The organism is Ruegeria sp. CF3 (genome assembly GCF_056537365.1).
Window position 1 is genome coordinate 199,176 of record NZ_JBQFRK010000005.1, and the last position, 23,558, is coordinate 222,733.

The 23,558-nt window shown below is 58.6% G+C and carries 21 protein-coding genes; 9 read left to right on the top strand and 12 right to left on the bottom strand.

Annotated elements, in window-relative coordinates:
• Positions 1 to 6 precede the first annotated feature (6 nt).
• Genes murJ through ACR0KC_RS17200 form a run of 3 tightly spaced genes read right to left on the bottom strand, consistent with a single transcriptional unit; the run spans position 7 to position 5,496 of the window.
• Positions 7 to 1,548, bottom strand: a complete 1,542-nt coding sequence (murJ, locus tag ACR0KC_RS17190) for a murein biosynthesis integral membrane protein MurJ (RefSeq protein ID WP_480707137.1) — start codon at positions 1,546 to 1,548, stop codon at positions 7 to 9.
• On the bottom strand, positions 1,545 to 4,364 hold the full coding sequence (locus ACR0KC_RS17195; RefSeq protein WP_480772025.1) for a [protein-PII] uridylyltransferase: 2,820 nt from the start codon (positions 4,362 to 4,364) through the stop codon (positions 1,545 to 1,547). The genes murJ and ACR0KC_RS17195 overlap by 4 nt, the downstream gene beginning before the upstream one ends.
• Positions 4,324 to 5,496 carry a penicillin-binding protein activator gene (locus ACR0KC_RS17200; RefSeq protein ID WP_170612915.1) on the bottom strand — a complete coding sequence of 391 codons (1,173 nt, stop codon included), beginning with the start codon at positions 5,494 to 5,496 and terminating at the stop codon, positions 4,324 to 4,326. Before ACR0KC_RS17200 ends, ACR0KC_RS17195 begins: the two co-directional genes overlap by 41 nt.
• A gap of 87 nt (positions 5,497 to 5,583) precedes the next feature.
• On the opposite strand from ACR0KC_RS17200, the gene rsmI reads away from it, so the two are divergent.
• The 3 genes from rsmI to gshB all read left to right on the top strand — a co-directional run bounded on the left by rsmI (position 5,584) and on the right by gshB (position 7,808).
• Entirely contained in the window at positions 5,584 to 6,441 is an 858-nt protein-coding gene (rsmI, locus tag ACR0KC_RS17205) for a 16S rRNA (cytidine(1402)-2'-O)-methyltransferase (RefSeq protein ID WP_170395867.1), read from the top strand.
• 1 nt (position 6,442) lies between these two features.
• Positions 6,443 to 6,814, top strand: coding sequence for a YraN family protein (locus ACR0KC_RS17210; RefSeq protein ID WP_223117558.1), 372 nt, complete (start codon positions 6,443 to 6,445; stop codon positions 6,812 to 6,814).
• Between the two features lie 61 nt (positions 6,815 to 6,875).
• Positions 6,876 to 7,808 (top strand): glutathione synthase, encoded by a 933-nt coding sequence (gene gshB, locus ACR0KC_RS17215; protein WP_480707143.1) that lies wholly within the window; start codon positions 6,876 to 6,878, stop codon positions 7,806 to 7,808.
• Here gshB and ACR0KC_RS17220 read toward each other — a convergent pair.
• From ACR0KC_RS17220 to cobU, 4 genes are read right to left on the bottom strand one after another with little or no spacing between them, the layout of a single operon-like run.
• On the bottom strand, positions 7,805 to 9,319 hold the full coding sequence (locus ACR0KC_RS17220) for a YifB family Mg chelatase-like AAA ATPase (protein ID WP_170513000.1): 1,515 nt from the start codon (positions 9,317 to 9,319) through the stop codon (positions 7,805 to 7,807). The genes gshB and ACR0KC_RS17220 overlap by 4 nt on opposite strands.
• Positions 9,320 to 9,366: 47 nt before the next feature.
• The gene (locus tag ACR0KC_RS17225) at positions 9,367 to 10,251 is read right to left on the bottom strand and encodes a glutathione S-transferase N-terminal domain-containing protein (protein WP_480772026.1); all 885 of its coding nucleotides are present in this window, start codon (positions 10,249 to 10,251) and stop codon (positions 9,367 to 9,369) included.
• Between the two features lie 58 nt (positions 10,252 to 10,309).
• Positions 10,310 to 10,888 (bottom strand): histidine phosphatase family protein, encoded by a 579-nt coding sequence (locus tag ACR0KC_RS17230; RefSeq protein ID WP_480772027.1) that lies wholly within the window; start codon positions 10,886 to 10,888, stop codon positions 10,310 to 10,312.
• Positions 10,885 to 11,406, bottom strand: coding sequence for a bifunctional adenosylcobinamide kinase/adenosylcobinamide-phosphate guanylyltransferase (gene cobU / locus ACR0KC_RS17235; protein WP_170514161.1), 522 nt, complete (start codon positions 11,404 to 11,406; stop codon positions 10,885 to 10,887). The genes ACR0KC_RS17230 and cobU overlap by 4 nt, the downstream gene beginning before the upstream one ends.
• A gap of 103 nt (positions 11,407 to 11,509) precedes the next feature.
• Between cobU and ACR0KC_RS17240 the strand changes: the two genes are divergently transcribed.
• From ACR0KC_RS17240 to ACR0KC_RS17265, 6 genes are all read left to right on the top strand, one after another.
• Entirely contained in the window at positions 11,510 to 12,388 is an 879-nt protein-coding gene (locus ACR0KC_RS17240; RefSeq protein ID WP_170566354.1) for an RNA polymerase factor sigma-32, read from the top strand.
• Positions 12,385 to 13,206: a ChaN family lipoprotein gene (locus ACR0KC_RS17245; RefSeq protein WP_170566356.1), complete on the top strand. Its 822-nt coding sequence runs from the start codon at positions 12,385 to 12,387 to the stop codon at positions 13,204 to 13,206. The genes ACR0KC_RS17240 and ACR0KC_RS17245 overlap by 4 nt, the downstream gene beginning before the upstream one ends.
• A 63-nt stretch (positions 13,207 to 13,269) precedes the next feature.
• A complete protein-coding gene (gene coaBC, locus ACR0KC_RS17250; protein ID WP_170733600.1) occupies positions 13,270 to 14,466 on the top strand; it encodes a bifunctional phosphopantothenoylcysteine decarboxylase/phosphopantothenate--cysteine ligase CoaBC in 1,197 nt (398 codons plus the stop codon).
• 26 nt (positions 14,467 to 14,492) lie between these two features.
• Positions 14,493 to 14,948: a dUTP diphosphatase gene (gene dut, locus ACR0KC_RS17255; RefSeq protein WP_170408302.1), complete on the top strand. Its 456-nt coding sequence runs from the start codon at positions 14,493 to 14,495 to the stop codon at positions 14,946 to 14,948.
• Positions 14,948 to 15,994 carry a HesA/MoeB/ThiF family protein gene (locus tag ACR0KC_RS17260; RefSeq protein WP_480707151.1) on the top strand — a complete coding sequence of 349 codons (1,047 nt, stop codon included), beginning with the start codon at positions 14,948 to 14,950 and terminating at the stop codon, positions 15,992 to 15,994. Before dut ends, ACR0KC_RS17260 begins: the two co-directional genes overlap by 1 nt.
• A 75-nt stretch (positions 15,995 to 16,069) precedes the next feature.
• A complete protein-coding gene (locus ACR0KC_RS17265) occupies positions 16,070 to 18,085 on the top strand; it encodes a M3 family metallopeptidase (RefSeq protein ID WP_480707153.1) in 2,016 nt (671 codons plus the stop codon).
• Here ACR0KC_RS17265 and ACR0KC_RS17270 read toward each other — a convergent pair.
• The 5 genes from ACR0KC_RS17270 to mreC are packed head-to-tail and all read right to left on the bottom strand — an operon-like array spanning position 18,082 to position 23,538.
• Complete coding sequence (locus ACR0KC_RS17270) at positions 18,082 to 19,014, bottom strand: 2-hydroxyacid dehydrogenase (protein WP_170626147.1); 933 nt, start codon at positions 19,012 to 19,014, stop codon at positions 18,082 to 18,084. The genes ACR0KC_RS17265 and ACR0KC_RS17270 overlap by 4 nt on opposite strands.
• 10 nt (positions 19,015 to 19,024) lie before the next feature.
• On the bottom strand, positions 19,025 to 20,164 hold the full coding sequence (gene rodA, locus ACR0KC_RS17275) for a rod shape-determining protein RodA (protein ID WP_170395892.1): 1,140 nt from the start codon (positions 20,162 to 20,164) through the stop codon (positions 19,025 to 19,027).
• Positions 20,161 to 22,110 carry a penicillin-binding protein 2 gene (gene mrdA / locus ACR0KC_RS17280; RefSeq protein ID WP_170647095.1) on the bottom strand — a complete coding sequence of 650 codons (1,950 nt, stop codon included), beginning with the start codon at positions 22,108 to 22,110 and terminating at the stop codon, positions 20,161 to 20,163. Before mrdA ends, rodA begins: the two co-directional genes overlap by 4 nt.
• Positions 22,107 to 22,643, bottom strand: a complete 537-nt coding sequence (locus tag ACR0KC_RS17285; protein ID WP_480754171.1) for a rod shape-determining protein MreD — start codon at positions 22,641 to 22,643, stop codon at positions 22,107 to 22,109. The genes mrdA and ACR0KC_RS17285 overlap by 4 nt, the downstream gene beginning before the upstream one ends.
• Complete coding sequence (gene mreC, locus ACR0KC_RS17290) at positions 22,636 to 23,538, bottom strand: rod shape-determining protein MreC (protein ID WP_170423788.1); 903 nt, start codon at positions 23,536 to 23,538, stop codon at positions 22,636 to 22,638. The genes ACR0KC_RS17285 and mreC overlap by 8 nt, the downstream gene beginning before the upstream one ends.
• Positions 23,539 to 23,558 lie beyond the last annotated feature (20 nt).

A 23,558-nucleotide genomic window follows, 5' to 3' on the forward strand; every position in this document is an offset into this window, starting at 1 on the left:
TGCGCCTTAGCTACGGCGCAGCGCTGTTCGGAATTCCGAAATCCTGAAGGCCCCCAAGATGTGCCCCAAAAGGAAGTAGGCCACCGCCGCAGTTACAATGAGCACGATCAGCGCAAGGTAACGCCAGCCTGGTACGCCGAACGTCCAGCCGAAGAGGTTAATGGCCGTAAACAACACCACCCCCATGCCAGCCGATGCCGCCACGACCCGCCAGGTCCGCTGTCTGAACCGGTCATCAAATCGGGCTTCGTCGCCCATTCTGCGCGCGCCGATTGCAAGCAGCGCAACCATGGCCCAGCCAGCAGTCGACGCTGCGATTGCGGGCGCAATCCACCCGACAATGGGGTAAAGCCCAAAGGCAAGTCCGGCATTCACCACCATCGCAACCACTGCGTATCGAAACGGTGATTTGGTATCTTCGCGGGCGAAGAACAAAGGTTGCAGTAGCTTCTGCAGCATGAATGCGGGCAGCCCGATACCATAGATGGCCACGGCCAAGGCGGTCGCCGCTGTATCTTCGGCGCTGAACTGGCCACGTTGGAACAGGACCGAGACCAACGGGCCGGGGATGATCATAAAGGCAACTGTCGAAGGCAAGGTCAGCAGCAGAGTAAACTCTCCGGCCCGTGAAAAGGCATTGCGTGCTCCATCTTTGTCGTCTGCGCGCAGGCGGCGTGACAGGTCCGGTAACAGCACGATGCCGACGGCAATGCCAACCACTCCGAGCGGCAGTTGATACAAACGATCTGCGGCAAACAACCAACTGACTGCCTTTTCGGTTTTTGATGCCACAAGCTGTCCGACTACAAGATTGACTTGCGTTACGCCCATGGCCAACGCCGCAGGAACCGCGATCCGCACCATGCGGCGCATTTCCGGGCTGAGCTTTGGCCAACCGGGCCGAATGCGAATTCCCGCGCGTTCGGTCGCAATCCAGACAAGCGCCAATTGCGCGATGCCTGCGACTGGGATGACCGCGATGAGCCAGCGTATGATTTCTCCACCAGATATCGCGCCAAAGATTAACGCGGAGCAGGCGAATATGTTCAGCAGCACAGGAGCGGCGGCTGCAGCGGCGAAGCGCCCGGTTGCGTTCAATACTCCGGAAAACAGCGCAGCGAGGGACATAAACAGGATGTAGGGGAACACGACGTACCCATAATCCACCGCCAGATCGAAGCGTTCATCACCATAGAATCCTTCGGCGGTTATCCAAACCAACGCGGGCATGAAGACCATCGCCAGACCGACTAGCGCCAGCACCGCCACTGCCAACAGGTTAAACGCATCCTGTGCGAAACCTTCGGCGTCTTCGCCGCCTTCAAGGCGTTTTGAGAACATTGGAACAAAGGCTGCGTTGAATGCGCCCTCGGCAAAGAAGCGGCGGAACATATTAGGCAGTCGGAAGGCTGCGACGAAAGCATCCATCACGGGTCCGGGCCCGATATAAGCGGTCAGCAGGATTTCCCGCAAAAAGCCCAGAATGCGGCTTGCCAAGGTCCAGAACCCAACGGTGAAAAAGCCCGAAATCAGGCGGATCGGCTTCATGATGCGGCCCGCTCGGCACCTTCGGTGATGGCCGCGCGCAGCTTGGCTTCCAACCCGCGTTGCTTGGCCTCAGAGTGGTATTTCAGGCCGAACATATCCTTGACATAGAACGTGTCGACCACCTGTTCTCCATAGGTGGCGATCACTGCGTTCGCGATATAGACATTGGCGGCTGCCATCGTGCGCGTCAAATCATATAGCAGTCCGGGCCGGTCGCGGGTGTCGACTTCGATGATCGTGTAAATCTCTGAACCTTCGTTGTCGAAGGTGATATGGGTCGGGACGTTGAAGGCGCGTTCGCGCTTCTTGATCTTGTCGCGGGATTTCAATGCGTCCCGTGCGACAACCTCACCCCTGAGTGTCTTGTGAATCATCTGGGTCAGCCGAGGCAGGCGCGTAGCCTCGAAGGGATGGCCCTCGGCGTCCTGAACCCAGAACGCATCAGTTACATATCCGTCTTTCGTCGTATAGCTGCGGGCATCAACCACATTGGCTCCTACAAGGGCAAGTGCCCCCGCTATGCGAGAAAAAATACCCGGATGATCACCCATGGCAAAACACGCGCGGGTGGCGTCGCGATCCTCATCCGGATGCAGACGGATTTCTACGGCACCCGGATCGCCGCTGTCCTCCAGCGATTTCAACATTTCCGCGAATTCGACATGTGTCGAAAGGTTCAGTCCCTGCCAATACGGATCATAATGCCGCCCGGTTTCGGTTTTCAGATCAGATTTGGACCAGTTTTCCAATTCGGCCCGCAACCGCTTTTTCGCCCCATCTCCACGATTGGCTCGGTTAAGCGCCTCCATCCCGGATTCCAGTGCGTGTTTGGTGTCAGCATGCAAAGCGCGCAGCAATGTAGCCTTCCAGTTGTTCCAGGTCGTTGGTCCGACACCGCGGATGTCACAGACTGTCAGCACCGTCAGCAAGTCCAGCCGTTTGACGGTTGCAACAGCTTTCGCGAAATCGCGGATTGTGCGCGGGTCTGAGATGTCGCGTTTTTGCGCCATATCGGACATCAGCAAGTGATAGCGTACAAGCCATTCGACGGTTTCCGAATCCGCCTTGCTCAGCCCTAATCGTGGTGCCACTTTGCGCGCGATTTGCGCACCCAGAATCGAATGATCTTCGGGGCGTCCTTTGCCGATGTCGTGCAGCAACAGAGCCACGTATAGAACCTTTCGGCTAACACCACCCTCCAGGATGGATGACGCCAAGGGCAGTTCCTCGATTAACTCTCCTCGCTCGATCTGCGCCAAATTGACGATGCACTGGATCGTATGCTCGTCCACCGTATAGCTGTGATACATATTGAACTGCATCATCGCCACGATGTGCTCAAACTCGGGCAAAAAGGCTGACAGAACCCCCAACTCGTTCATGCGTCGCAGGGCACGTTCGGGGTTGCCGTGTTTCAGCATCAGATCAAGAAAGATGCGCCGCGCCTCTTTGTCGTTGCGCATCTCATCGTCGATCAGGTTCAGGTTGGCCGTTACCAACCGCATTGCGTCGGGATGGATCAGCATACCCGTGCGCAAACCCTCTTCGAACAACCGTAACAGGTTGACCTTGTCTGACAGGAACGTGTCAGGGTCCGCGATATCCAGACGGCCATGGACCACGCGGTAACCGGCCTTGACGCGGGGGCGACGGCGGAAAATACGTTCCAGCAAGGCCGCGCCCTTCATGTGCGAGGCTTCCAGTTTGGTCAGGAAAATCCGTGTCAATTCGCCCACACGGGTGGCTTCGCGGAAATAGCGTTGCATGAACACCTCGACGGCGCGCCGACCGGCGCGGTCTTGATATCCCATACGATCGGCCACCTCGACCTGCAGATCGAAGGTCAGTTGTTCCGTCGCGCGGCCCGTCACCAGATGCAAATGAGACCTGACGGCCCAGAGGAATTCTTCGGCTTGCGCGAACTCGTCAAACTCTTCGGGCGTAAAGAGGCCCATAGGGACCAGTTCGGCCACGTCCGTTACGCCATAGATGTATTTTGCGATCCAGTAGAGCGATTGCAGGTCGCGTAAGCCGCCCTTGCCCTCTTTGACGTTGGGTTCGACCATATAGCGTTCACCCTGCTTCAGGTGCCGCTCATCGCGCTCCTTCAGCTTGGCTTCGATAAATTCCCGCTCGGTGCCTTTGAAAAGATCGGTCTTCAGGCGCGCTTCAAGTTCTTGCGCAAGGGGCTGATCCCCGACGAGATACCGTTGTTCCAGCATGGCGGTACGGATGGTGAAATCATCGGTCCCCAGACGCAGGCAATCTTTGATCGTGCGTGAAGAGTGACCGACCTTCAGCCGCAGATCCCAGAGAATATAGAGCATGGATTCGATCACGCTCTCGGCCCAGGCGGTGATTTTGTACGGCGTCAGAAAAAGCAGATCTACATCGGATGACGGGGCCATCTCACCCCGGCCATAACCTCCCACTGCCAGCACAGCGATTTTCTCGCCTTGCGTGGGATTTGCCAGCGGATGCAGATGCTCGCTGGCGATGCGCATTGCTGTGCCGACCATCTGGTCCGTCAGATAGGTATAGGAATGCGTCAGCGGCGGTGCATCAAATGGGCGCTCGGCAAAGGCGTCCGCAATCGCCTTGCGGCCTGTCTTTTGCGCCTCTCGCAGTATGCGCACCGTCTCGGCGCGCAAGGCTGCGTTGTCCGAACTGTTTTCAACAGCGGCGGACAGGTTGGCATTGACCTCGGCGTTGTTAAAAATCTCGTCAGCCGCGCAGATCAGATTGACATCGGGCGCAGAGCCATGCGCCGGTCGATTAGAATCCGGCGCCAGAGAAGCTTTGTGGGGCAGGGTCAATCACAACCACCTGTTTGTTCTGGATCGTGGCAACAGCCAGACCGCGTTCGTTCGTACCGTTCGGCCGCAGGCGGAAAATACCGCCGACACCCTGAAAACCGGCGTTCTGGGTTAATGCTGCACCTGTCAACGCGTTCGATTTGCCCTGGCTAACCAAGGCTCCGATCGCAGCGATTCCGTCATAGGCAAGCCCGCTGATCGGGTGTGGTGCCTCACCGTAGGTGTTGTTGTAACGCTGGCGATACGCCTGTGCCTTTGCCGGATCGGGAAGTGCGAACCAGCCACCTTGTACGCCAGGCAATTCCAGCGTTTGGGCTGGAATGTCCCAACGTGTCAGGCCGATATACTGAGTTGTCGCAGGCGACACACCAGCCTCGGGCAACAACTGGCTGTAAAGCGGCAGCGCGCCTGCGGTTGTCGCGGTCAGGAAAATCGAATCTGCGCCGGTCGAATCGACCGTTGCTTTAATCGCCGAAACAGAATCGATCACGCCCTGCTGAGACCGGTCATATCCAACTGTGCCCGCATTGTTGACGCGGCTGTTGCTGAGCGCGGCAGCGATGGCAGACTGGCCTAGCTGGCCCGCTGAGTCATTGCTGTGCACAATGACAGTACTGTTTTTACCCTGCTGTCCGGCGTAGTTCACCAGCCTGTTGGCCGTGTTCTGGAAAGTGGGGCCAAGCACATAGACATTGCCGCCCGCAATGCTGGTGTTGTTCGAGAAGGACAGCACGTTCACATTGTTGTTTAGCACCGCAAGTCCTGCCGCGTTTGCGGCTTGTGCGTACACTGGCCCAAGAATGATCTTGGCCCCGTCCGCTACAGCTTGCTGTGCAACCGCCGAGGCCGTTCCGGCATTGCCGGCCGTGTCGTAGACGCGCAGATCAATCTTGACGTTCGGCAAATCCGCTATAGCCAGCCGCGCTGCGTTCTCAAGGCTACGGGCAAGGGCCGCATCGCCAGACTGAGGTGATCCGCTTGGGACCAACAGGGCCACCGGAACCGGGTCAGAGGTGTCGATCGAGGGGCCTCCGCTGATGCCGCCGACTTCACAGGCGGCCAGAAAAGCGGCCGAGGCCAGTACAATGGCGGATTTCGCCAGTTTGCGTGCGGGCTTGCAAACGGTAAACATCTAAAAGAAAACTCCCTGATCCGGCGTCTGAGGGCACCTTGGTCTATTGAACCGCGATAATAAACGTCACGCTGTGAGGGTCCAGCTTTGAATTTCCAAAAGATCAGATTGGCCGCTGGGCTGTACTTTATTGCCACCCCAATCGGGACGGCACGCGATATTACGCTCAGGGCGCTCGATGTTTTGGCCTCGGCAGACATGATTGCTGCCGAAGATACACGCAGCTTGCGACGTTTGATGGAAATCCATGGCGTGCCGCTCGAAGGGCGCCGCATATTGGCCTACCACGATCACAGCGGCGCGGGCGCGCGGGGAAAAATACTTGAGGCGCTGGAACAAGGGCAATCGGTGGCTTACGCGTCCGAGGCGGGAATGCCGCTGATCGCCGATCCCGGCTATGATTTGGGCCGTCAGGCGGCTGAGGCTGGGCACAACGTGACATGTGCTCCGGGACCGTCTGCTGTTTTGACGGCGCTGACATTGGCGGGGCTTCCCACGGATGCATTTTTCTTTGCCGGGTTCTTGCCCAATGCCTCTGGCGCACGGCGTTCACGAATCGAATCCCTGCGCAGCGTCCCCGGAACGCTTGTCTTCTATGAATCGCCGAAGCGCGTGGCTGCCTGCCTCTCTGATCTCGCGGATATTTTGGGTGGAGACCGACAGGCGGCCCTGTGCCGTGAACTCACCAAAAAGTTTGAAGAAACTCGCCGAGGGACGCTCGCTGATCTGGCAACAGAGTACGAGGGCTTATCGGTTAAGGGCGAGGTGGTTCTGCTTGTGGATCGCGCCCATTCGCAATCTGTTAAGGACTCTGACGTAGAAGAGGCATTGATAAAAGCATTGCAAACGCATTCGGTGCGTGATGCGGCAGATCTGGTGTCAGAGATGTTCAGCCTGCCGCGCCGTCCGATCTATCAGATGGCTCTGAAGCTGGGAAAGGGATGATATGGCACAGAGATCCGTTCGGGGTTCTGTATCTTATCACGCTGGACAATCCGCCGAACTTTGCGTGGCCGCCGAATACGTGCGACGGGGTTATTCAATCGCAAGACGCAGGTGGTGCGGTGCTGGCGGTGAAATAGATCTGATCGCGCGCAACGCAGATGGGTTGGTCTTCATTGAGGTTAAGAAAAGCCGTAGTTTTGACCGTGCAGCCGCTCGGATTAGTCGCCGACAGATGGATCGAATTTGCGCATCCGCTGCCCAGTTTCTTGAACAGGAGCCTGCTGGTCAGCTGACGAATACTCGGTTTGATGCGGCACTGGTTGATGACACTGGAACTGTTCAAATCATCGAAAACGCCTTTGGTTTGGACTGACCCCCATTGAACCCGTCAAGCCTCTGCGCCATGTATCGAGCGTGGAATTGAGGGATACACCATGAAGATCGCCTTTCAGATGGACCCAATCGGGGCCGTGGATATCAACGCCGACAGCTCTTTCCGTCTGGCAGAAGAGGCTCAGGTGCGCGGCCACCAGCTGTTTTTTTATGGCCCGGATCAACTGGCTTACCAGGAAGGCAAGATCACGGCGCGCGGCCATGACATGACGGTGCAACGAGTCGCTGGCAACCCGGCAGTGTTGGGCCCTGAGCGTGAAGTGGACCTTGCTGAATTTGATGTCGTCTGGCTGCGCCAAGACCCCCCGTTTGACATGCACTACATCACCTCGACCCATTTGCTTGACCGGCTAAAGGGGCAGGCCCTGGTGGTTAACGATCCGTTTTGGGTGCGAAACTATCCCGAAAAGCTGCTGGTTCTGGATTTCCCTGAACTGACTCCGCCCACCACGATTGCGCGGGATTTGCGAACCATCAAGGCGTTCAAGGAAAAGCATGGCGATATCATCCTCAAGCCGCTTTACGGCAACGGAGGTGCTGGCGTATTCCGTCTTGATGCGAATGACCGCAACCTGACATCGCTACATGAGCTGTTCACCGGCTTTTCTCGTGAGCCTCTGATCGCGCAGAAATTCCTGCCCGATGTGCGCAATGGCGACAAGCGGGTCATACTTGTCGATGGGGAGCCAGTGGGCGCCATCAACCGGGTTCCGGCTGAGGGCGAGACCCGCTCGAACATGCATGTGGGCGGGCGCCCCGAGAAAATCGGCCTGTCCGAGCGAGATATGGAAATCTGCGCTGCGATCGGACCGTTATTGAAGGAACGTGGTCAGATCTTTGTGGGGATCGATGTAATTGGCGACTACCTGACCGAGATCAACGTGACCTCACCCACTGGTATTCAGGAGCTTGAGCGGTTCAATAGCGTGAACATCGCCGAGAAAATCTGGCAAGCGATTGAGGCGAAACTTTAAGCTCCTGCTTTGGCGCTGATGCGAAAGCTCAGCGCCTCGGCGACATGGGGGCGGCGCACATCCGGCTCACCTTCGAGGTCGGCAATGGTGCGGGCCACGCGTAGGATGCGGTGAAAGGCGCGGGCCGACAGGCCAAAGCGTTCCGCGGCTTTCAGTAATAGTTCTTTGCCCTGGGCATCAGGGGCGGCGATTTCTTCCAGCACATTGCCTTCGACATCTGCGTTTTGACGGGTATTTGGCGTGTCGCGAAAGCGATCTGCTTGTATGGCGCGCGCCGCTTCAACCCGCTCTGCGACGGTCGCAGAGCTGTCGCCGGTAGGCGGCAGGTCGAGATCGGTAAATCCGACCGGAGGGACTTCGATGCGCAAATCGAACCGGTCCATCAACGGCCCTGAGATGCGCCCCAAGTAATCCTCACCACAGACCGGCGCGCGTGAACAGGCGCGGGACGGGTCCGTAAGGTATCCGCATTTACACGGGTTCGCGGCGGCTACCAGCATAAAGCGGCATGGGTATTTCACATGGGCGTTGGCGCGGGCGACCATTACCTCGCCGGTTTCAATCGGCTGGCGCAGGGTTTCCAAAACGGTACGCGGAAATTCGGGGAATTCGTCCATGAACAGGACGCCGTTATGCGCCAGTGATATCTCTCCGGGTTTCGCGCCTTTGCCACCGCCCACGATCGCGGCCATCGAAGCGGTATGGTGCGGCTCGCGAAACGGTCTGGCGCGGCTGATGCCACCTTCGTCCAGTAAGCCGCAAAGCGACTGGATCATCGATGTCTCTAAAGCTTCGACCGGGCTCAGAGGCGGCAAAATACTCGGCAGACGCGCCGCCAGCATGGATTTGCCGGAACCCGGTGTCCCGATCATGATCAAATGATGCCGCCCGGCGGCGGCGATTTCCAAGGCGCGTTTGGCGCGCTCTTGCCCCTTTACGTCCCGCAGGTCCCGTGCATTGGGTGATAGTTTCACTTCGCCCGGTGTCGCAGCGGGCAGCGCAGACTGACCGGTAAAGTGCCGCACCACATCCCCAAGCGAGCCCGCTCCGATCACCTGAGTGGCGTCAACCCACGCGGCTTCGGCGCTAGAGGCGCTGGGACAAAGCAAGCTGCGATCATCGGCGGCTGCTGTCATGGCAGCGGGCAGCGCGCCGACGACGGGTACCAGAGAACCATCCAAAGACAACTCGCCCAACGCGACAGCGCCCTCAGCAGCATCCGCTGGAATGATTTCCAACGCAGTCAACAAAGCGACGGCGATAGGCAGGTCGAAATGGCTGCCCTCTTTGGGCAGATCGGCAGGCGACAGGTTAATCGTGATCCGTTTCGACGGCAGCGCGATCGCCATCGAACTTAGCGCACTACGAACACGGTCCCGTGCTTCGGAGACTGCCTTGTCCGGCAATCCCACGATGGAAAAGGCCGGAAGGCCCGGTGAGACGGCGCATTGCACCTCGACCGGGCGGGCATCGACCCCTTGAAAGGCAACGGTGTGGGCGCGGGCGACCATGGCAATCCTGTTCTTGGTTAACAGGACGTTGCTGCCATGGCTGCAGTTTAAGAATCGTTAACGTCAGCAACCATCGCCGTAAATTTTGGCCACGCCTCAGGGTCGGCAATGGTCTTGTCTCGGCAAAACGGATTACAAAAGCCCCAAATCTTGCCATCGAGTTCCAGATAGTCTTGTACAGGCTTGCCGGAATAGGGGCAGGCTGTGTTGACCGAGGGGCCGTTGCTGACCGCCAATGCCCCTGAATCCCCGCCAATTGGCCAGCTGTGTGCGGGAAGGACTTGCGTATACGGGAAGGGCTCATACGCGACCGTCATGCCCATGGCGCGCCATTGCCGAACTGCGATATCAGAGAGCAGGTGCATGCAGTATGCACGATTGACCTCGGACACGGGCAGGCCATAGCCGACAATTCGCGCAGCGACCGGCGTGTAGAAAACATCAGCCAGAGAATAGGCACCAAACAGCGGGCCCGACGCGGCGCCAGAGACCTTCCGTGCATGGGCCCAGAGGGTTTCGATCCGCTGCAAATCAGTCATCGTTTCAGGTGAAGGTTTGAAACCTTCCCAGCAACGTTTCAACTGCATGGGGCATTGCCCCCGCAGCGCTGTGAAACCGGCAACCATTTCAGCGCAAAGCCACCGGGCTGTGGCGCGGGCGGCAGGGTCTGACGGCCAAAGCCCTGCTTCGGGGTGGCGTTCGGCCAATGTCTCTGCCATCGCGAGGCTTTCGCCGACCACGGTTCCATCTGGTAGACGCAGCGCAGGAACAAGGCGCGCCGGGGCCAGTGGTTCCATATCCGCCGCCATGGTGCCGGAATATAGGCCAATCATGTGGGTGCGGTATGGCAGGCCGAATTTCTCAAGCATCAGCCATCCGCGCATGGACCAGCTGGAGAACAACCGGTCACCGATAAAGAGATCATATGTCATGCGGCAACGATGTCGGACAGAGGCCCATCGGTAAATCAGAGATTTGTGCGCACACTTATCACGGTCGGTGATTAATCCGACCTACAGTCCAACCATCGCTATGGCGCGTGATCTCGGTGACGGACAGGTTGTCGATGCGGTGACCAAACGCGTGTTGGGCGTCCACGTCCAGAGCGCGTTGGACCTGAGTCAGGATCACTCCGAAATGGGCGACCAGGACTAGGTCACATCCGGTATGGGCCGCGATCAGGGTGTCGACGACCCTATCGACACGCGCGCGGACCTCATTCCAGCTTTCCCCGTTTGGAGGCCTGACCTCGCCCGGATTATCCCAGTAGGCAAAGCAAAGCTCGGGGTCTTCCGCCTCGATCTCGGCGAAGGGGCGCATCTCCCAGTTGCCGAAATTGATTTCGCGCAGATCGCGGTTGTGCGGAAGGCGGAGGCGCGTGCCTTGAATGGCGCTGGCCGTATCGCTGGCGCGTGACAAGTCTGATGAGATTACGACGGCATTGGAAGGCAGATGCGCATCAAGCCGTGCAATCGCGGCCTCATCACTCAAGTCGGCAGGAAGGTCGGACCAGCCTACCATAGTTTTAGCATGGGTGGGGCCGTGCCGTACCAAATGCAGGCGCGTCATAGGGGTTGCCCTTTGAGAACCAGCGGCAGCCCGGCCGTAACCTGCACCACCCGATCTGCCTGCGCAGCCAGAGCGATGTTCAGCCGTCCCTGCGCCTCGCGGAATCGACGGGACAAGGCGTTGTCGGGGACGATCCCGTGGCCGACTTCGTTTGATACCACGACGATCTGGGCGGCACAGGTCTTCATCGCCTCAAGCAGTCCGGCCTGTGCTTCCTCTAGGTTATTCTCTGCCAGCAGGTGATTTGTCAGCCACATGGTTGCACAATCGATCAGGCAAATCTGATCATTTGTCAGCTTGGCGAGTTCCGGCAATAGATCAAATGGCGCTTCGATCGTCGTCCACCCGCTGCCGCGTTGTGCAATATGTTGCCTGATTTTTAGGCGCATCTCGTCATCAAACACTTGTGATGTCGCAAGGTAAACGCGACTTTTCCCAGTTGAAACAGCAAGTTGCTCCGCAAAAGCAGATTTTCCGGATGCAGCGCCGCCTAAGATAAAGGTTAAATCGGCATGCACTTTTATTACCTTTCTGGTGATCCACCCGGTTTTGTCCTGCGTATCGACCACAAGTCGGCAAGGCAAGCCCGGCCCATCGCCTGTGATAAAAGGGGAGAATTGCATGGCACTCGACAACGCACATGATTTTTCGATGTCCCGTAAGGCAATGAAGGCCGAGTTGCTGGATGCCGAGACAGAACTGAAACTGGCCTATGCCTGGCGCGATGAACGCGATGAGCAGGCGCTGCATCGCCTCATTACGGCTTATATGCGGCTGGCGATATCAATGGCGGCGAAATTCAAACGCTACGGCGCGCCGATGAATGATCTGATTCAGGAGGCGGGACTGGGCTTGATGAAAGCCGCCGACAAGTTCGATCCGGATCGGGGTGTGCGGTTTTCAACGTATGCAGTGTGGTGGATCAAGGCCAGCATTCAGGATTATGTGATGCGCAATTGGTCGATGGTGCGCACTGGTTCGACCTCCTCCCAGAAATCGCTTTTTTTCAATATGCGTCGGGTACAGGCGCGTCTGGAGCGCGAAGCCGCAACTGAGGGGCTGGAGCTGGATCGCCATCAGTTGCATCAGAAGATTGCAGCCGAAATCGGAGTCCCGCTGCGAGATGTCGAGATGATGGAAGGCCGTCTGGCAGGGTCCGATTTCTCGCTGAATGCGGTGCAGTCTGCAGATGAGGACGGGCGCGAGTGGATTGATGCGCTGGAAGATGACAGCGAACAAGCCGCCGAGGTAGTAGAGAACAGCCACGACAACCAGCAACTGCGCGAATGGCTGGTGGCGGCGATGCAAGCTTTGAACGATCGCGAGCGGTTTATCGTTCGCGAAAGAAAACTGCGTGAGCCTGCCCGGACGCTGGAAAGTCTTGGGAAAGAGCTTGGCCTGTCGAAAGAGCGTGTGCGCCAACTCGAGGCGGCAGCATTCACAAAGATGCGCAAGAACCTTGAAGCGCAATCGCGCGAGGTGCAACACTTCTTCGCATGAAACCTCTTGCGATTCTTACAGCTTTTGTGTTGCTCGCCACTTTGCCTCAAACGGTTCGAGCTGCTGAATTTATCCCTCAGGACGTGTTGGCCGACATGCGGGCCGCGGATGTCGTCATTCTGGGCGAGATACATGACAACCCTCAGCATCATCTGGTCCAAGCCGAAGCAGTTGAGGCAATCACGCCCACGGCGGTTGTCTGGGAGATGGTGACCGAAGAAGGTGCTCAGCGGTTGGCTCAAAAAGCGGCAACCAATCCCGAGGAGCTGTCCCGAATTCTGCGCTGGGCAGAATCCGGCTGGCCGCCTCTCAGAATGTACTACCCCATTTTTCAGGCCGCGGATGTGCCGGTGTATGGCGCGATGGTTCCGCGTGAAGCGGCCCGCGCTGCGATGGAACGCGGGGCGGCCACAGCGTTGGGGGCTGATGCGGCCAGATATGGATTGACTGTACCTCTGTCGGATGAAGATCAAGCCGCACGCGAGGCTGATCAACTGGCGGCACATTGCGACGCATTGCCCGCTGAAGTTCTACCGCAGATGGTAGCCATTCAACGTCTGAGGGACGCTGTGTTGACCCGAGCCATTCTGCGCGCCACCGACGAAACTGGTGGGCCTGTCGCGGTTATCACTGGCAATGGCCATGCCCGTAAGGATCGCGGAATTCCGACTTTTCTGTCGCGACTGCGCCCCGGTTTGAAGGTCTTTGTACTGGGACAATCCGAAGATGGGGTCGTGAGCGGGGATTTTGATGCTGTTATCGATAGCCCCACAGTCGAGCGAGAAGACCCCTGCAAAGCCTTTGAGATGCAGAATTAACTGCTGGAACTGCCCGCCAGCGTTGCCTAATGTCAGGGCCGACCGGGAGGGGAAGGGCGAGCCATGCTGTCATCGAAACGTATTCTGCTGATCATCGGTGGTGGAATCGCGGCCTACAAGTCGCTGGACCTGATCCGGCGGTTGCGGGAACGTGGTGCAGCGGTCACGCCGGTTTTGACGCGTGCTGCCGAAGAATTCGTAACTCCGTTATCCGTGTCTGCCCTGGCCGGTGAAAAGGTCTATCGAGATCTCTTTGATCTGACCGATGAAGCTGAGATGGGTCATATTCAGCTTTCCCGTTCGGCTGATCTGATCGTGGTTGCTCCGGCAACGGCCGATCTGATGGGTAAGATGGCAGGCGGGTTGGCTAATGATCTGGCCTCGACCCTTTTGATGGCGACCGATACGCCGGTTCTGTGTGCGCCTGCGATGAATGTCCGCATGTGGGAGCATCCCGCAACCCGGCGCAACCATGCGCAACTGGAAGCAGACGGCGTGCGTTTTGTCGGCCCGAACGAAGGCGATATGGCTTGCGGTGAATACGGTCCGGGCCGCATGTCGGAGCCACTTGAAATTGTCGCGGCGATCGAGGCGCAGTTCGGGGATGGGCCTTTGGCTGGCAAACGTATTCTGGTGACATCGGGTCCGACACATGAACCAATTGATCCGGTACGATACATCGCCAACCGATCGTCGGGCGCTCAGGGAACAGCTGTTGCACGCGCGCTATCTGCGCTGGGGGCCGATGTTACATTTATCACGGGTCCGGCTGACGTGCCTCCTCCAGACGGCGTGAAGGTCGTGCGTGTAGAGACCGCGCTGCAAATGTCGGATGCGGTCGACGCAGCGCTTCCGGTGGATGCGGGGGTATTTGCAGCTGCAGTGGCCGATTGGCGGGTATCCAGTGCCTCGGACCGGAAGCTGAAGAAAAGCCGCGACGGGGTGCCCGCGCTAGAGTTTGCCGAGAATCCCGACATTTTGAAGCGCATCGCGCGAATGGGAAGTGGCAGGCCCGTTTTGGTAGTGGGTTTTGCCGCCGAAACAGACAACGTGATCGAACATGCTACGGCCAAACGTGCCCGCAAGGGATGTGACTGGATCGTTGCGAATGATGTCAGCCCCGCGACAGGTATCATGGGCGGTTCTGAGAATGCGGTGATCCTGATCTCAGAGCAAGGTGCCGAAGAATGGCCGCGTATGGGCAAAGATGATGTGGCAAAGCGGTTGGCAGCCAAGATCGCTGGCGCGCTGACCAGATAACAGCCATAAAGACAAGAGGTGCAGGTATGGTGGCAATTCGCGTGATCCGAGAGGAGGGGGCTGACCCGTTGGTGCCATTGCCTTCCTACGAAACCGCGGGTGCTGCCGGGGCGGATGTGCGCGCCAATCTGCCGGATGGTGAGTCTGTTATTCTTGAACCGGGCCGTCGTGCGCTGATACCGACAGGCCTTAGGATCGAAATTCCGCAGGGGTTCGAGGTTCAGGTGCGTCCACGATCGGGCCTTGCCTTGAAACACGGGATCACCTTGCCCAACACTCCGGGTACAATCGATAGCGACTATCGCGGGCCATTGGGCGTGATCGTGATGAACGCGGGTCAGGAACCGTTCGAGATTACGCATGGCGAACGTATCGCGCAACTGATCGTCGCACCGGTGGTGCAGGCCATGTTCCAGGACGTTGAGGCACTGACCGAGACTGATCGCGGCGCGGGCGGGTTCGGTTCAACCGGGCGGGGCTGATGCTGCTGGTTCTGATCCTTGCTGCCGGGCTATGGGGTGTTGGCTATATTGCCGGGGTGTCGCGCAGCGCGCGGCTGGTTTCTGTTGGCGCGCTCCTGACAGGCGTGATTATTGCTCAACTTCTGCTGCCCGAGGGTAACCCGTTGCGTCAGGCAACCGGCGGGTCGGCAGCGATGTGGCTGATCCTCGCTGGAGCGGCTGTGCTGGTGCTGCTTTATGGGCGGGGTTTGAAGGCGTTGCGAAATCGCGCCGCGTCCGGCCAGACGTCGGAGCCCGCCAAGCCATCCGATCAGTTCAGCGAGACCGAGCTTGAACGCTATGCCCGCCACATCGTTCTGCGTGAACTGGGCGGTCCCGGCCAAAAGCGAATGAAACAGGCGCGGGTGCTTGTGATCGGGGCCGGGGGCCTTGGCGCACCCGCCCTGCAATATCTGGCCGCCGCCGGAGTGGGAACAATCGGCGTAATCGACGATGACGAGGTCGAGAACGCGAACCTGCAGCGGCAGGTTATTCACCGCGATGCTGATATCGGTATGCCCAAGGTGTTTTCAGCCCAGCAGTCTATGTTGGCGCAGAATCCCAATGTGATTGTCTTGCCTTATCATCGCCGTCTGACCGAAGAGATTGCAACAGATCTGTTCGCTGATTTCGATTTGATCCTTGATGGCACTGACAATTTCGATACCCGCTACCTGGCCAACCGAACGGCCGTTGCGTTGGGCAAACCGCTGATCTCGGGGGCGCTTTCGCAATGGGAAGGGCAGCTGAGTGTGTTCGATCCCGCCACAACCGGCCCGTGCTATCAGTGCATTTTCCCCGAAGCGCCTGCCGCCGGCCTTGCACCTTCTTGCGCCGAAGCTGGAGTAATCGGCCCACTGCCGGGTGTGGTCGGCTCGATGATGGCGGTTGAGGCGATCAAGGTGATCACCGGCGCCGGGCAGGCATTGCGAGGTGAGATGTTGATCTACGATGCGCTATACGGCGAAAGCCGCAAGATCACCCTGGCGCGTCGCACCGATTGCCCGATCTGCGGGGCATCTCATTAAGGTGGGCTCAAATTTTCGGGTAGCTCTGGATCATTTCGACGGACGGTCTTAGCTATGAGGCCAAAGGAGACCTCAATGACCAATCCGATCCTTTCTGACTGGAACACGCCTTTCGAAATCGCACCGTTTGACACAATCTCGGATGATGATTTTTCCCCCGCGCTGAAACAGGCGATGCACGCACATGATGCCGAGATTGAGGCGATAGCAGCGAGTCCGGACACGCCCACATTCGCCAATACGATCGAAGCGCTGGAGGCTGCAGGCGAGCAGATGGATAAGGTTCTGTCGGTCTTTTTCACCGTTGCAGGTGCGGACAGCAACCCCAAGCGTGAAGAACTGCAACGCGAATTTTCGCCCAAGCTGGCGGCACACTACTCGCGCATCTCATCAAACAAAGCACTGTTTAAGCGCGTGGCGGATTTATGGGACCGGCGCGATAATCTGGACCTGACCGATGAACAGGCGCGCGTTTTGATGCTGTCTCATCGCGGGTTCGTGCGGGCGGGGGCGGCGTTGACCGGCGACGACGATGCGAGAATGCAAGAGATCAAGGCCCGTTTGGCGTCTCTGGGCACGTCCTTCACGCAGAACTTGCTGGCGGATGAACGCGACTGGTTCATGGATTTGACCGAAGAAGACCTGCAAGGCTTGCCGGACTTTGTTATCGATGCAGCGCGCGCAGCGGGTCAGGAAAAGGGGGCGGATGGCCCGGTGGTGACCCTCTCTCGGTCGATTATCGTGCCCTTTCTGCAATTCTCGCCCCGCCGGGATTTGCGTGCAAAGGCTTATCGCGCGTGGACTGCACGGGGGGCAAATGGAGGTGAGACCGACAACCGCGAGATTGCGGCGGACATCCTGCGCCTGCGCGAAGAACGCGCCAAGCTGCTGGGGTATGCCAGCTTCGCCGCCTACAAGCTTGAGACCGAGATGGCCCGCACACCAGATCGCGTGCGAGAGCTGCTGCTGGATGTGTGGGAGCCCGCCAAATCCCGCGCCGACGCAGATGCCGAGGTGCTGACGGCAATGATGCAAGAGGATGGCGTAAATGGCCCGCTGGAGGCGTGGGATTGGCGCTACTATGCCGAGAAACGCCGCAAGGCCGAACATGATCTCGATGAAGCGGCGCTGAAGCCGTACCTGCAACTGGACCGGATGATCGAGGCGTCTTTCGCCTGCGCCACACGGCTGTTCGGGCTGGAGTTCGCGCCGCTTGATGTGCCGCTCTATCATCCCGATTGCCGTGCATGGGAGGTGACCCGTGACGGGCAGCATATTGCGGTGTTCATCGGTGACTACTTTGCACGCGGATCGAAACGGTCGGGTGCATGGTGCAGCGCAATGCGCGGGCAGGCGAAATACCCGAAAGAACAGGCTCCGGTCGTGATCAACGTCTGTAACTTTGCCAAAGGTGAACCAGCGCTTTTGTCCTATGATGACGCCCGAACGTTGTTTCACGAGTTCGGCCATGCCCTGCACCAGATGCTGTCCAATGTGACCTATGAGAGTATCTCGGGCACCTCGGTGGCGCGTGATTTCGTTGAACTGCCCAGCCAGCTTTACGAACATTGGCTGGAAGTGCCCGAGATATTGGCTGAGTTCGCCACTCATGCCGAAACGGGCGCATCGATGCCGCAAGAGATGTTGCAGAAGGTGCTACAGGCCGCCAATTTCGATCAGGGGTTCCAGACGGTGGAATATGTTGCCTCGGCCCTGGTCGATCTGGCGTTTCATGAGGGGGCTGCCCCCGCTGATCCGATGGAGAAACAGGCCGAGGTGCTGGCCGAAATCGGCATGCCTCGGGCCATTGGAATGCGCCACGCCACCCCGCATTTCGCCCATGTCTTTGCGGGCGACGGTTATAGCTCGGGCTATTACAGTTATATGTGGTCCGAAGTCATGGATGCCGACGCCTTTGCCGCCTTTGAAGAAGCGGGCGGTGCGTTTGATCCCGAACGCGCCAAGGCACTGGAGGAACACATCCTGTCAACTGGCGGATCCCGCGAGGCGGAAGAGCTGTATCTGGCCTTCCGTGGACGTCTGCCTGGCGTCGAAGCCTTGCTCAAAGGCCGCGGGCTGATCGCGGCCTAGTACCCAAGCTTTCGGTCGACGAGGTGGAGAAAGGGTTCACCCGCTTCACCTCGGCGAATGTTCTCGCAGATCACCTGAGCCGCGGTAACAGGTCTGGTTTCCGAGGCTATATGTGGCGTCACCGTCACACTGGGATGTGCCCAATAGGGATGCTCGGTCGGCAGGGGTTCGGTGCGGAAGACATCCAGCGTGGCGTGCCCGACCTGCCCTGAATTCAGCGTGGCCAGCAGGGCCTCATCATCGATAAGCGGCCCGCGACCCGGGTTGATGATCTTGGCCCCTTCCGGCAACAGCGCCAGTGTTTCGGCGTTGAGCGTGTTTTCGGTCGCCGGAGTATCTGGCAGCAGCAAAACCACTATCTCGGCCTGGGACAGTGCATCGCGCAGCCCGTTCTTACCATGCAGACAGGTCACGCCGGGAATAGTCTTGGCGGTACGGCTCCAACCGATGACATGGAAATTCAACGCTGCCAACGCGTGGGCCGATGCTTCACCCAATGCGCCCAAACCCAAGATGCAGACGGTGCGTTGCTGGGCCAGTGGTGGCGCATCAGGTGTCCAGACCCCATCCTGTAGCGTAATGTGTTGGTCCATCCCAAGGTGATAGCGCAGCACATGGCCCACCACCCATTCCGTCATGCCTTGCGTTAACCCCCCGTCAACCATACGCGCCAGCGGAACGGTCAAGGTTTCATTGCCCGAGATTTTCTCAACCCCCGCCCAGAGGCTCAGCACTGCCTTGAGCCGTGTGAAGGGGGTGAAATCCTGCACCCCTCCGTTCGGGGCGTAAACGATGTAGTCGACCTGATCTGCAGGGATGTCCGTGGCCAGATGAAAATCTAGCCCTGCGTCCGACAAGTATTGATGCATCAGAGCTTCATACTCAGGCCACAACTCAGGGCGCGCGGAAAACAGGACATTCACGGGCATGGAAAACCTTTCAGCGGGGACGATGTATATGGGCGCTTTGAACGATGCCAAAGGCGGCCATCAGGACCAGCATGGCCGAGCCGCCATAACTGACCATCGGCAGCGGTACTCCGACCACAGGGGCCAGCCCCATCACCATCGACATATTGACGGCAAAGAACAGGAAGAAATTCAGCGCGATCCCAAGTGTCACCAGAGACGAGAAACGATCCTTGGTCGACAGCGCCGTGACCATGCAGAAGATCAGGATCAGACCGTAAAGGATCAACAGTGTGATGCCGCCGACAAAGCCGAACTCTTCGGCCAAGGTGGTGAAGATGAAATCGGTGTGTTTTTCGGGCAGGAAGTTAAGACGTGATTGCGTTCCCTGCATGAAACCGCGCCCATTCCAGCCCCCCGAACCCAGAGCGATCTTGGATTGCGTGATGTGATATCCCGCTCCCAACGGATCGGTTGAAGGATCCAGAAACGTATCGATGCGTCGGAACTGGTAATCTTTGAGCAACTGCCATTCTGTCCCTCGGCTGTTGAACACCGCAGCTATCAGGCCAACCCCCGCTGCAATCACGGCAGCGAAATAGGCCCAATGCACCCCGGCAAGGAACATCAGACCACCACCAGCAGCCAATAACAGGATCGATGTGCCTAGGTCGGGCTGGCGCAGCACCATGAATGTCGGGATCAGAATCAAAATGACCGGGATAATCACCCAGAGCGGGCGCGACGTTTTGTGCGCCGGCAGCCAGTCGTAATAAGCGGCCAGCACCATCACCAACGCCACTTTCATTACTTCTGAGGGTTGCAGCCGCATGAAGCCCAGATCAATCCAGCGCTGCGCCCCCATGCCGATCGTTCCAAACAGTTCGACCACGATCAGTAGACCGATCGCGCCCAGATAGGCCACAACCGACATGTTCCGCCAGAACCAGATAGGCACAAGCGCGATGATAAACATGGCTGCCAAGCCCAGACCGAACCGTTCCATTTGCGGTTCCGCCCACGGCATCCAGGATCCACCCGCGACCGAGTAGAGCATCAGGAACCCCGCGCTTGCCACGCTGATCAGCAATAGGGTGAGCGGCCAGTTCATATAAAGGAACTTGCGAAACCCCGACGGCGTGGATTTGACGGCATATTCAAGATAGCTCATGCGCGGTCCTTCTCGTCAGGACGCGCTTTGGGGCGACGGTCACCCTCCAGCCGTTTCTGTTGTTCTTTGATGCGCTCTCGGTCTCCGGCCGGATACGCCTCGAGCGGTGGCGTGCCATCGTAGAGTGCCTGCAGCATGATATCGCGCGCCACTGGCGCCGCGGCTTTGGAGCCGCCGCCGCCGTGTTCCACCACCACAGCCACAGCGTATTTCGGATTGTCATAGGGGGCGAAGCTGACGAACAGGGCATGGTCTCGACGCTCCCATGGCAGGTCTTCGTTTCGGATCACACCTGCGGCGCGTTCTGCCTTGGTAATATTGCGCACCTGACTGGTGCCGGTTTTGCCTGCCATGCGGAACTCATCGGCGATGATGCGACTGCGATACGCGGTGCCACGCCTGTTATTCGAGACTGTGAACATGGCTTTGCGCACTTGCTCAAGGTTGTTGCGGTTCACCTGCAGCGGTTCACCCGCGCCCGAGGGCTGTTCAACCCCATTGATTGTTCGAACAAGGCGTGGTTGCACGGCGCGACCTGTCGCCAAACGCGCCGTCATCACGGCCAATTGAAGCGGTGAGGCAAGCATGAACCCCTGACCGATCGAAGCGTTTGCAGTGTCACCCACCAGCCAGTCCTGTCCGTGAACCCGCTGCTTCCATTCCTGATTGGGGGCAAGCCCGGCAGCAACGGCAGACATCGGAATGTCATGTTTGATACCCAGTCCGAAGGTGCGTGCCATCTCGGAAATCCTGTCGATCCCGACACGTATTGCCACGTCGTAATAGTAGACGTCGCAACTGCGCTTCAGCGAAGTTTCAAGGTCGACCGTCCCGTGCCCGCCGCGTTTCCAGCAGTGAAAGCGGCGGCTGCCCACTTTCATGTGACCCGGACAGTACACCGTGCTGGAAGGGCTGATCACCCCGGCTTCGAGCGCAGCCATGGCTGTGATCATTTTGAAAGTCGATCCAGGAGGGTAGGTGCCCTGTACTGTCTTATTGGCAAGCGGGCGATACTTGTCCTGCGTCAGCATCTGGTAGTCCGCCACCGAGATCCCACGCACGAACAGGTTCGGATCGAAGCTGGGGGCCGAGCTGATGGCGCGGATGTCGCCGGTTTCGCAATCGATCACGACCGCAGCGGCGCTTTCCCCAGCCAATCGCGCCTGCGCGTATTGCTGCAGATTGGCGTCGACTGACAATTGCAAATCTGCCCCGGCTTCGCCGACCTGGCGGTCCAGCTCGCGCATCACCCGGCCTGTGGCGTTGACCTCAACCCGCTTGGCCCCGGCCTTGCCGCGCAAGGTGATCTCTTGCTTGGCTTCCAGCCCGACCTTGCCGATCTGGAACCGTGGGATGCGCAGTACCGGCTCGGGGTCTTCAATCTGGCTCAGATCATAGTCGCTGACCGGGCCGACATAGCCGACCACATGGGCGAAATCTTCATAGCGCGGATACTGGCGTGTCATGCCGACCTCGGGCGTGACACCAGGCAGTGCGGGGGCATTGACCGCGACTTTCGAGATATCCTCCCACGTTACTTGATCGGCCAGCGTGACCGGCAGAAACGGGGCCGATCGACGCATCTCGGTTTTGGCACGTTCGATCTCATCCTCGGTCAATGGGATCAGTTCCGAAAGCTTGGCGATAACCTTGTCGATATCGCCTGCATCCTCGCGCACGATGACGATGCGATAGGACTGAGAGTTTAATCCTATGATCTGCCCGTTCCGGTCATATATCCGGCCCCGGGTTGGTGGGATCAGACGGATGTTGATCCGGTTTTCTTCGGCCAGCAGACGGTATTCATCCGCTTGATCCACCTGCATGAACCGCATCCGGGCTGCCAGCCCCCCGATAAAGGCCGCTTGTAGCCCACCGAGGATCAAGGCGCGACGCGGCAAACGTTTGTAAGCAAGGCCCTTGGGCTTTGGTTTGCGCTGCTTCATGACCGCACCCGTGGCATCGTGCTGTCGGCAACAGATTTGCGCCTAACGCCAAACACAGTTTGGCTCATCAAAACCATCACAGGATAGATTGCGATTGTCAGAATAACTTGCACCACTACCGGTCCCAGAGTTGCCTGTTGCACCGAGAGGATAGCAAGAATGAGTCGATTGAGCACAAACACAACCGTGATCACGGCCCCGACGGTTGCCCATTCGCCCACAAACCCGCTGTCTTTCATGCCAGCTGCAGTGGAATGAAGATAGGCTGCACCCAGAACCACTAACGCAGCAAGCAACCCCGGTGGGCGTTGCAACAGCAAATCGGCCATGAACATGACCATGGCAATGATCAGGATCGGAATATATTCCGGCCGCCGCAGCACCCATGCGTAGGTAAGAGCGATCAGTAGGTCAGGAAAGGGCAGGCGATCAGGTTTTGTATCCAGCGGCAACAGGTGCAGAAACACCACAAATACCGCCAGCGCGACATAGAGACCGCGCTTGGCCCACAGATCTGAGACCGACCTATCCATCATTGACCTCGGATGGGGTCAAGGATGCTTCGGGTTGACGGGGGCCGACGATATCACCGGATTCCGTGATCGGTGGGGCCGACTGATAGCGTAGTACGCGCAGAAACTCGAGCCGCTCGAAATCTGCCGACAGCCGCACGCGCAACCTGCCACCGGGATCAACCGTGATTTGACCGATCAGCAAGCCACCGGGGAACACGCCACCATCGCCTGATGTAACGACCCGGTCGCCCGGTCGCACGAGTTCCCGGTTTTCCAGAAACTCCACTGCAGGGGCCGAAGTATTGTCACCTGCGATCAGCGCCGTCTGCCCCGAAGGCTGGATCGTCGCCGGGATCGCGCTTGAGGCATCGGTCATCAGGATCACGCGCGCGGTATCCGGGCCCACGCCCGAGATGCGCCCGACCACTCCGATCCCGTCCATCGTTGCCCAACCATCCACGATCCCGTCACGCTCGCCTACGTTCAACAGCACAGATTGCCTGAAGGGTGAGCCGCTATCCGCCATCACCACCCCGGTGACATAGGTCAGGCGCGGATCGAGCCGTACGTTGTTGAGATCCAGCAGGCGGGCGTTTTCCTGTTCCAGCTGCAGCGCGGCCTCTTTCCAGGCGCGCATCAGGCGCAGCTCGCTGCGCAATTCCTGGTTCTGCTCGCTGAGCCGCTGATAGCTTTGGAAATCACGAGACAAGTTCACCAGCGCAGTGACCGGAACCATTGCCCACTCCATCGAGGGGACAACCGTATCCACCACCTGCGCGCGGAACCGTTCGACGCGCGGGCTGTCGATGCGCCAGATCAGGAAGATACCCAGCAGGCACAGGACCACGATCCCCAGCAGCAGGCGGCGCAAAGGGGTCGTGTATTCATCGCGCTGTGATCGGTCCTTTGCCACAGGTTACCTTCCCGTGCTGC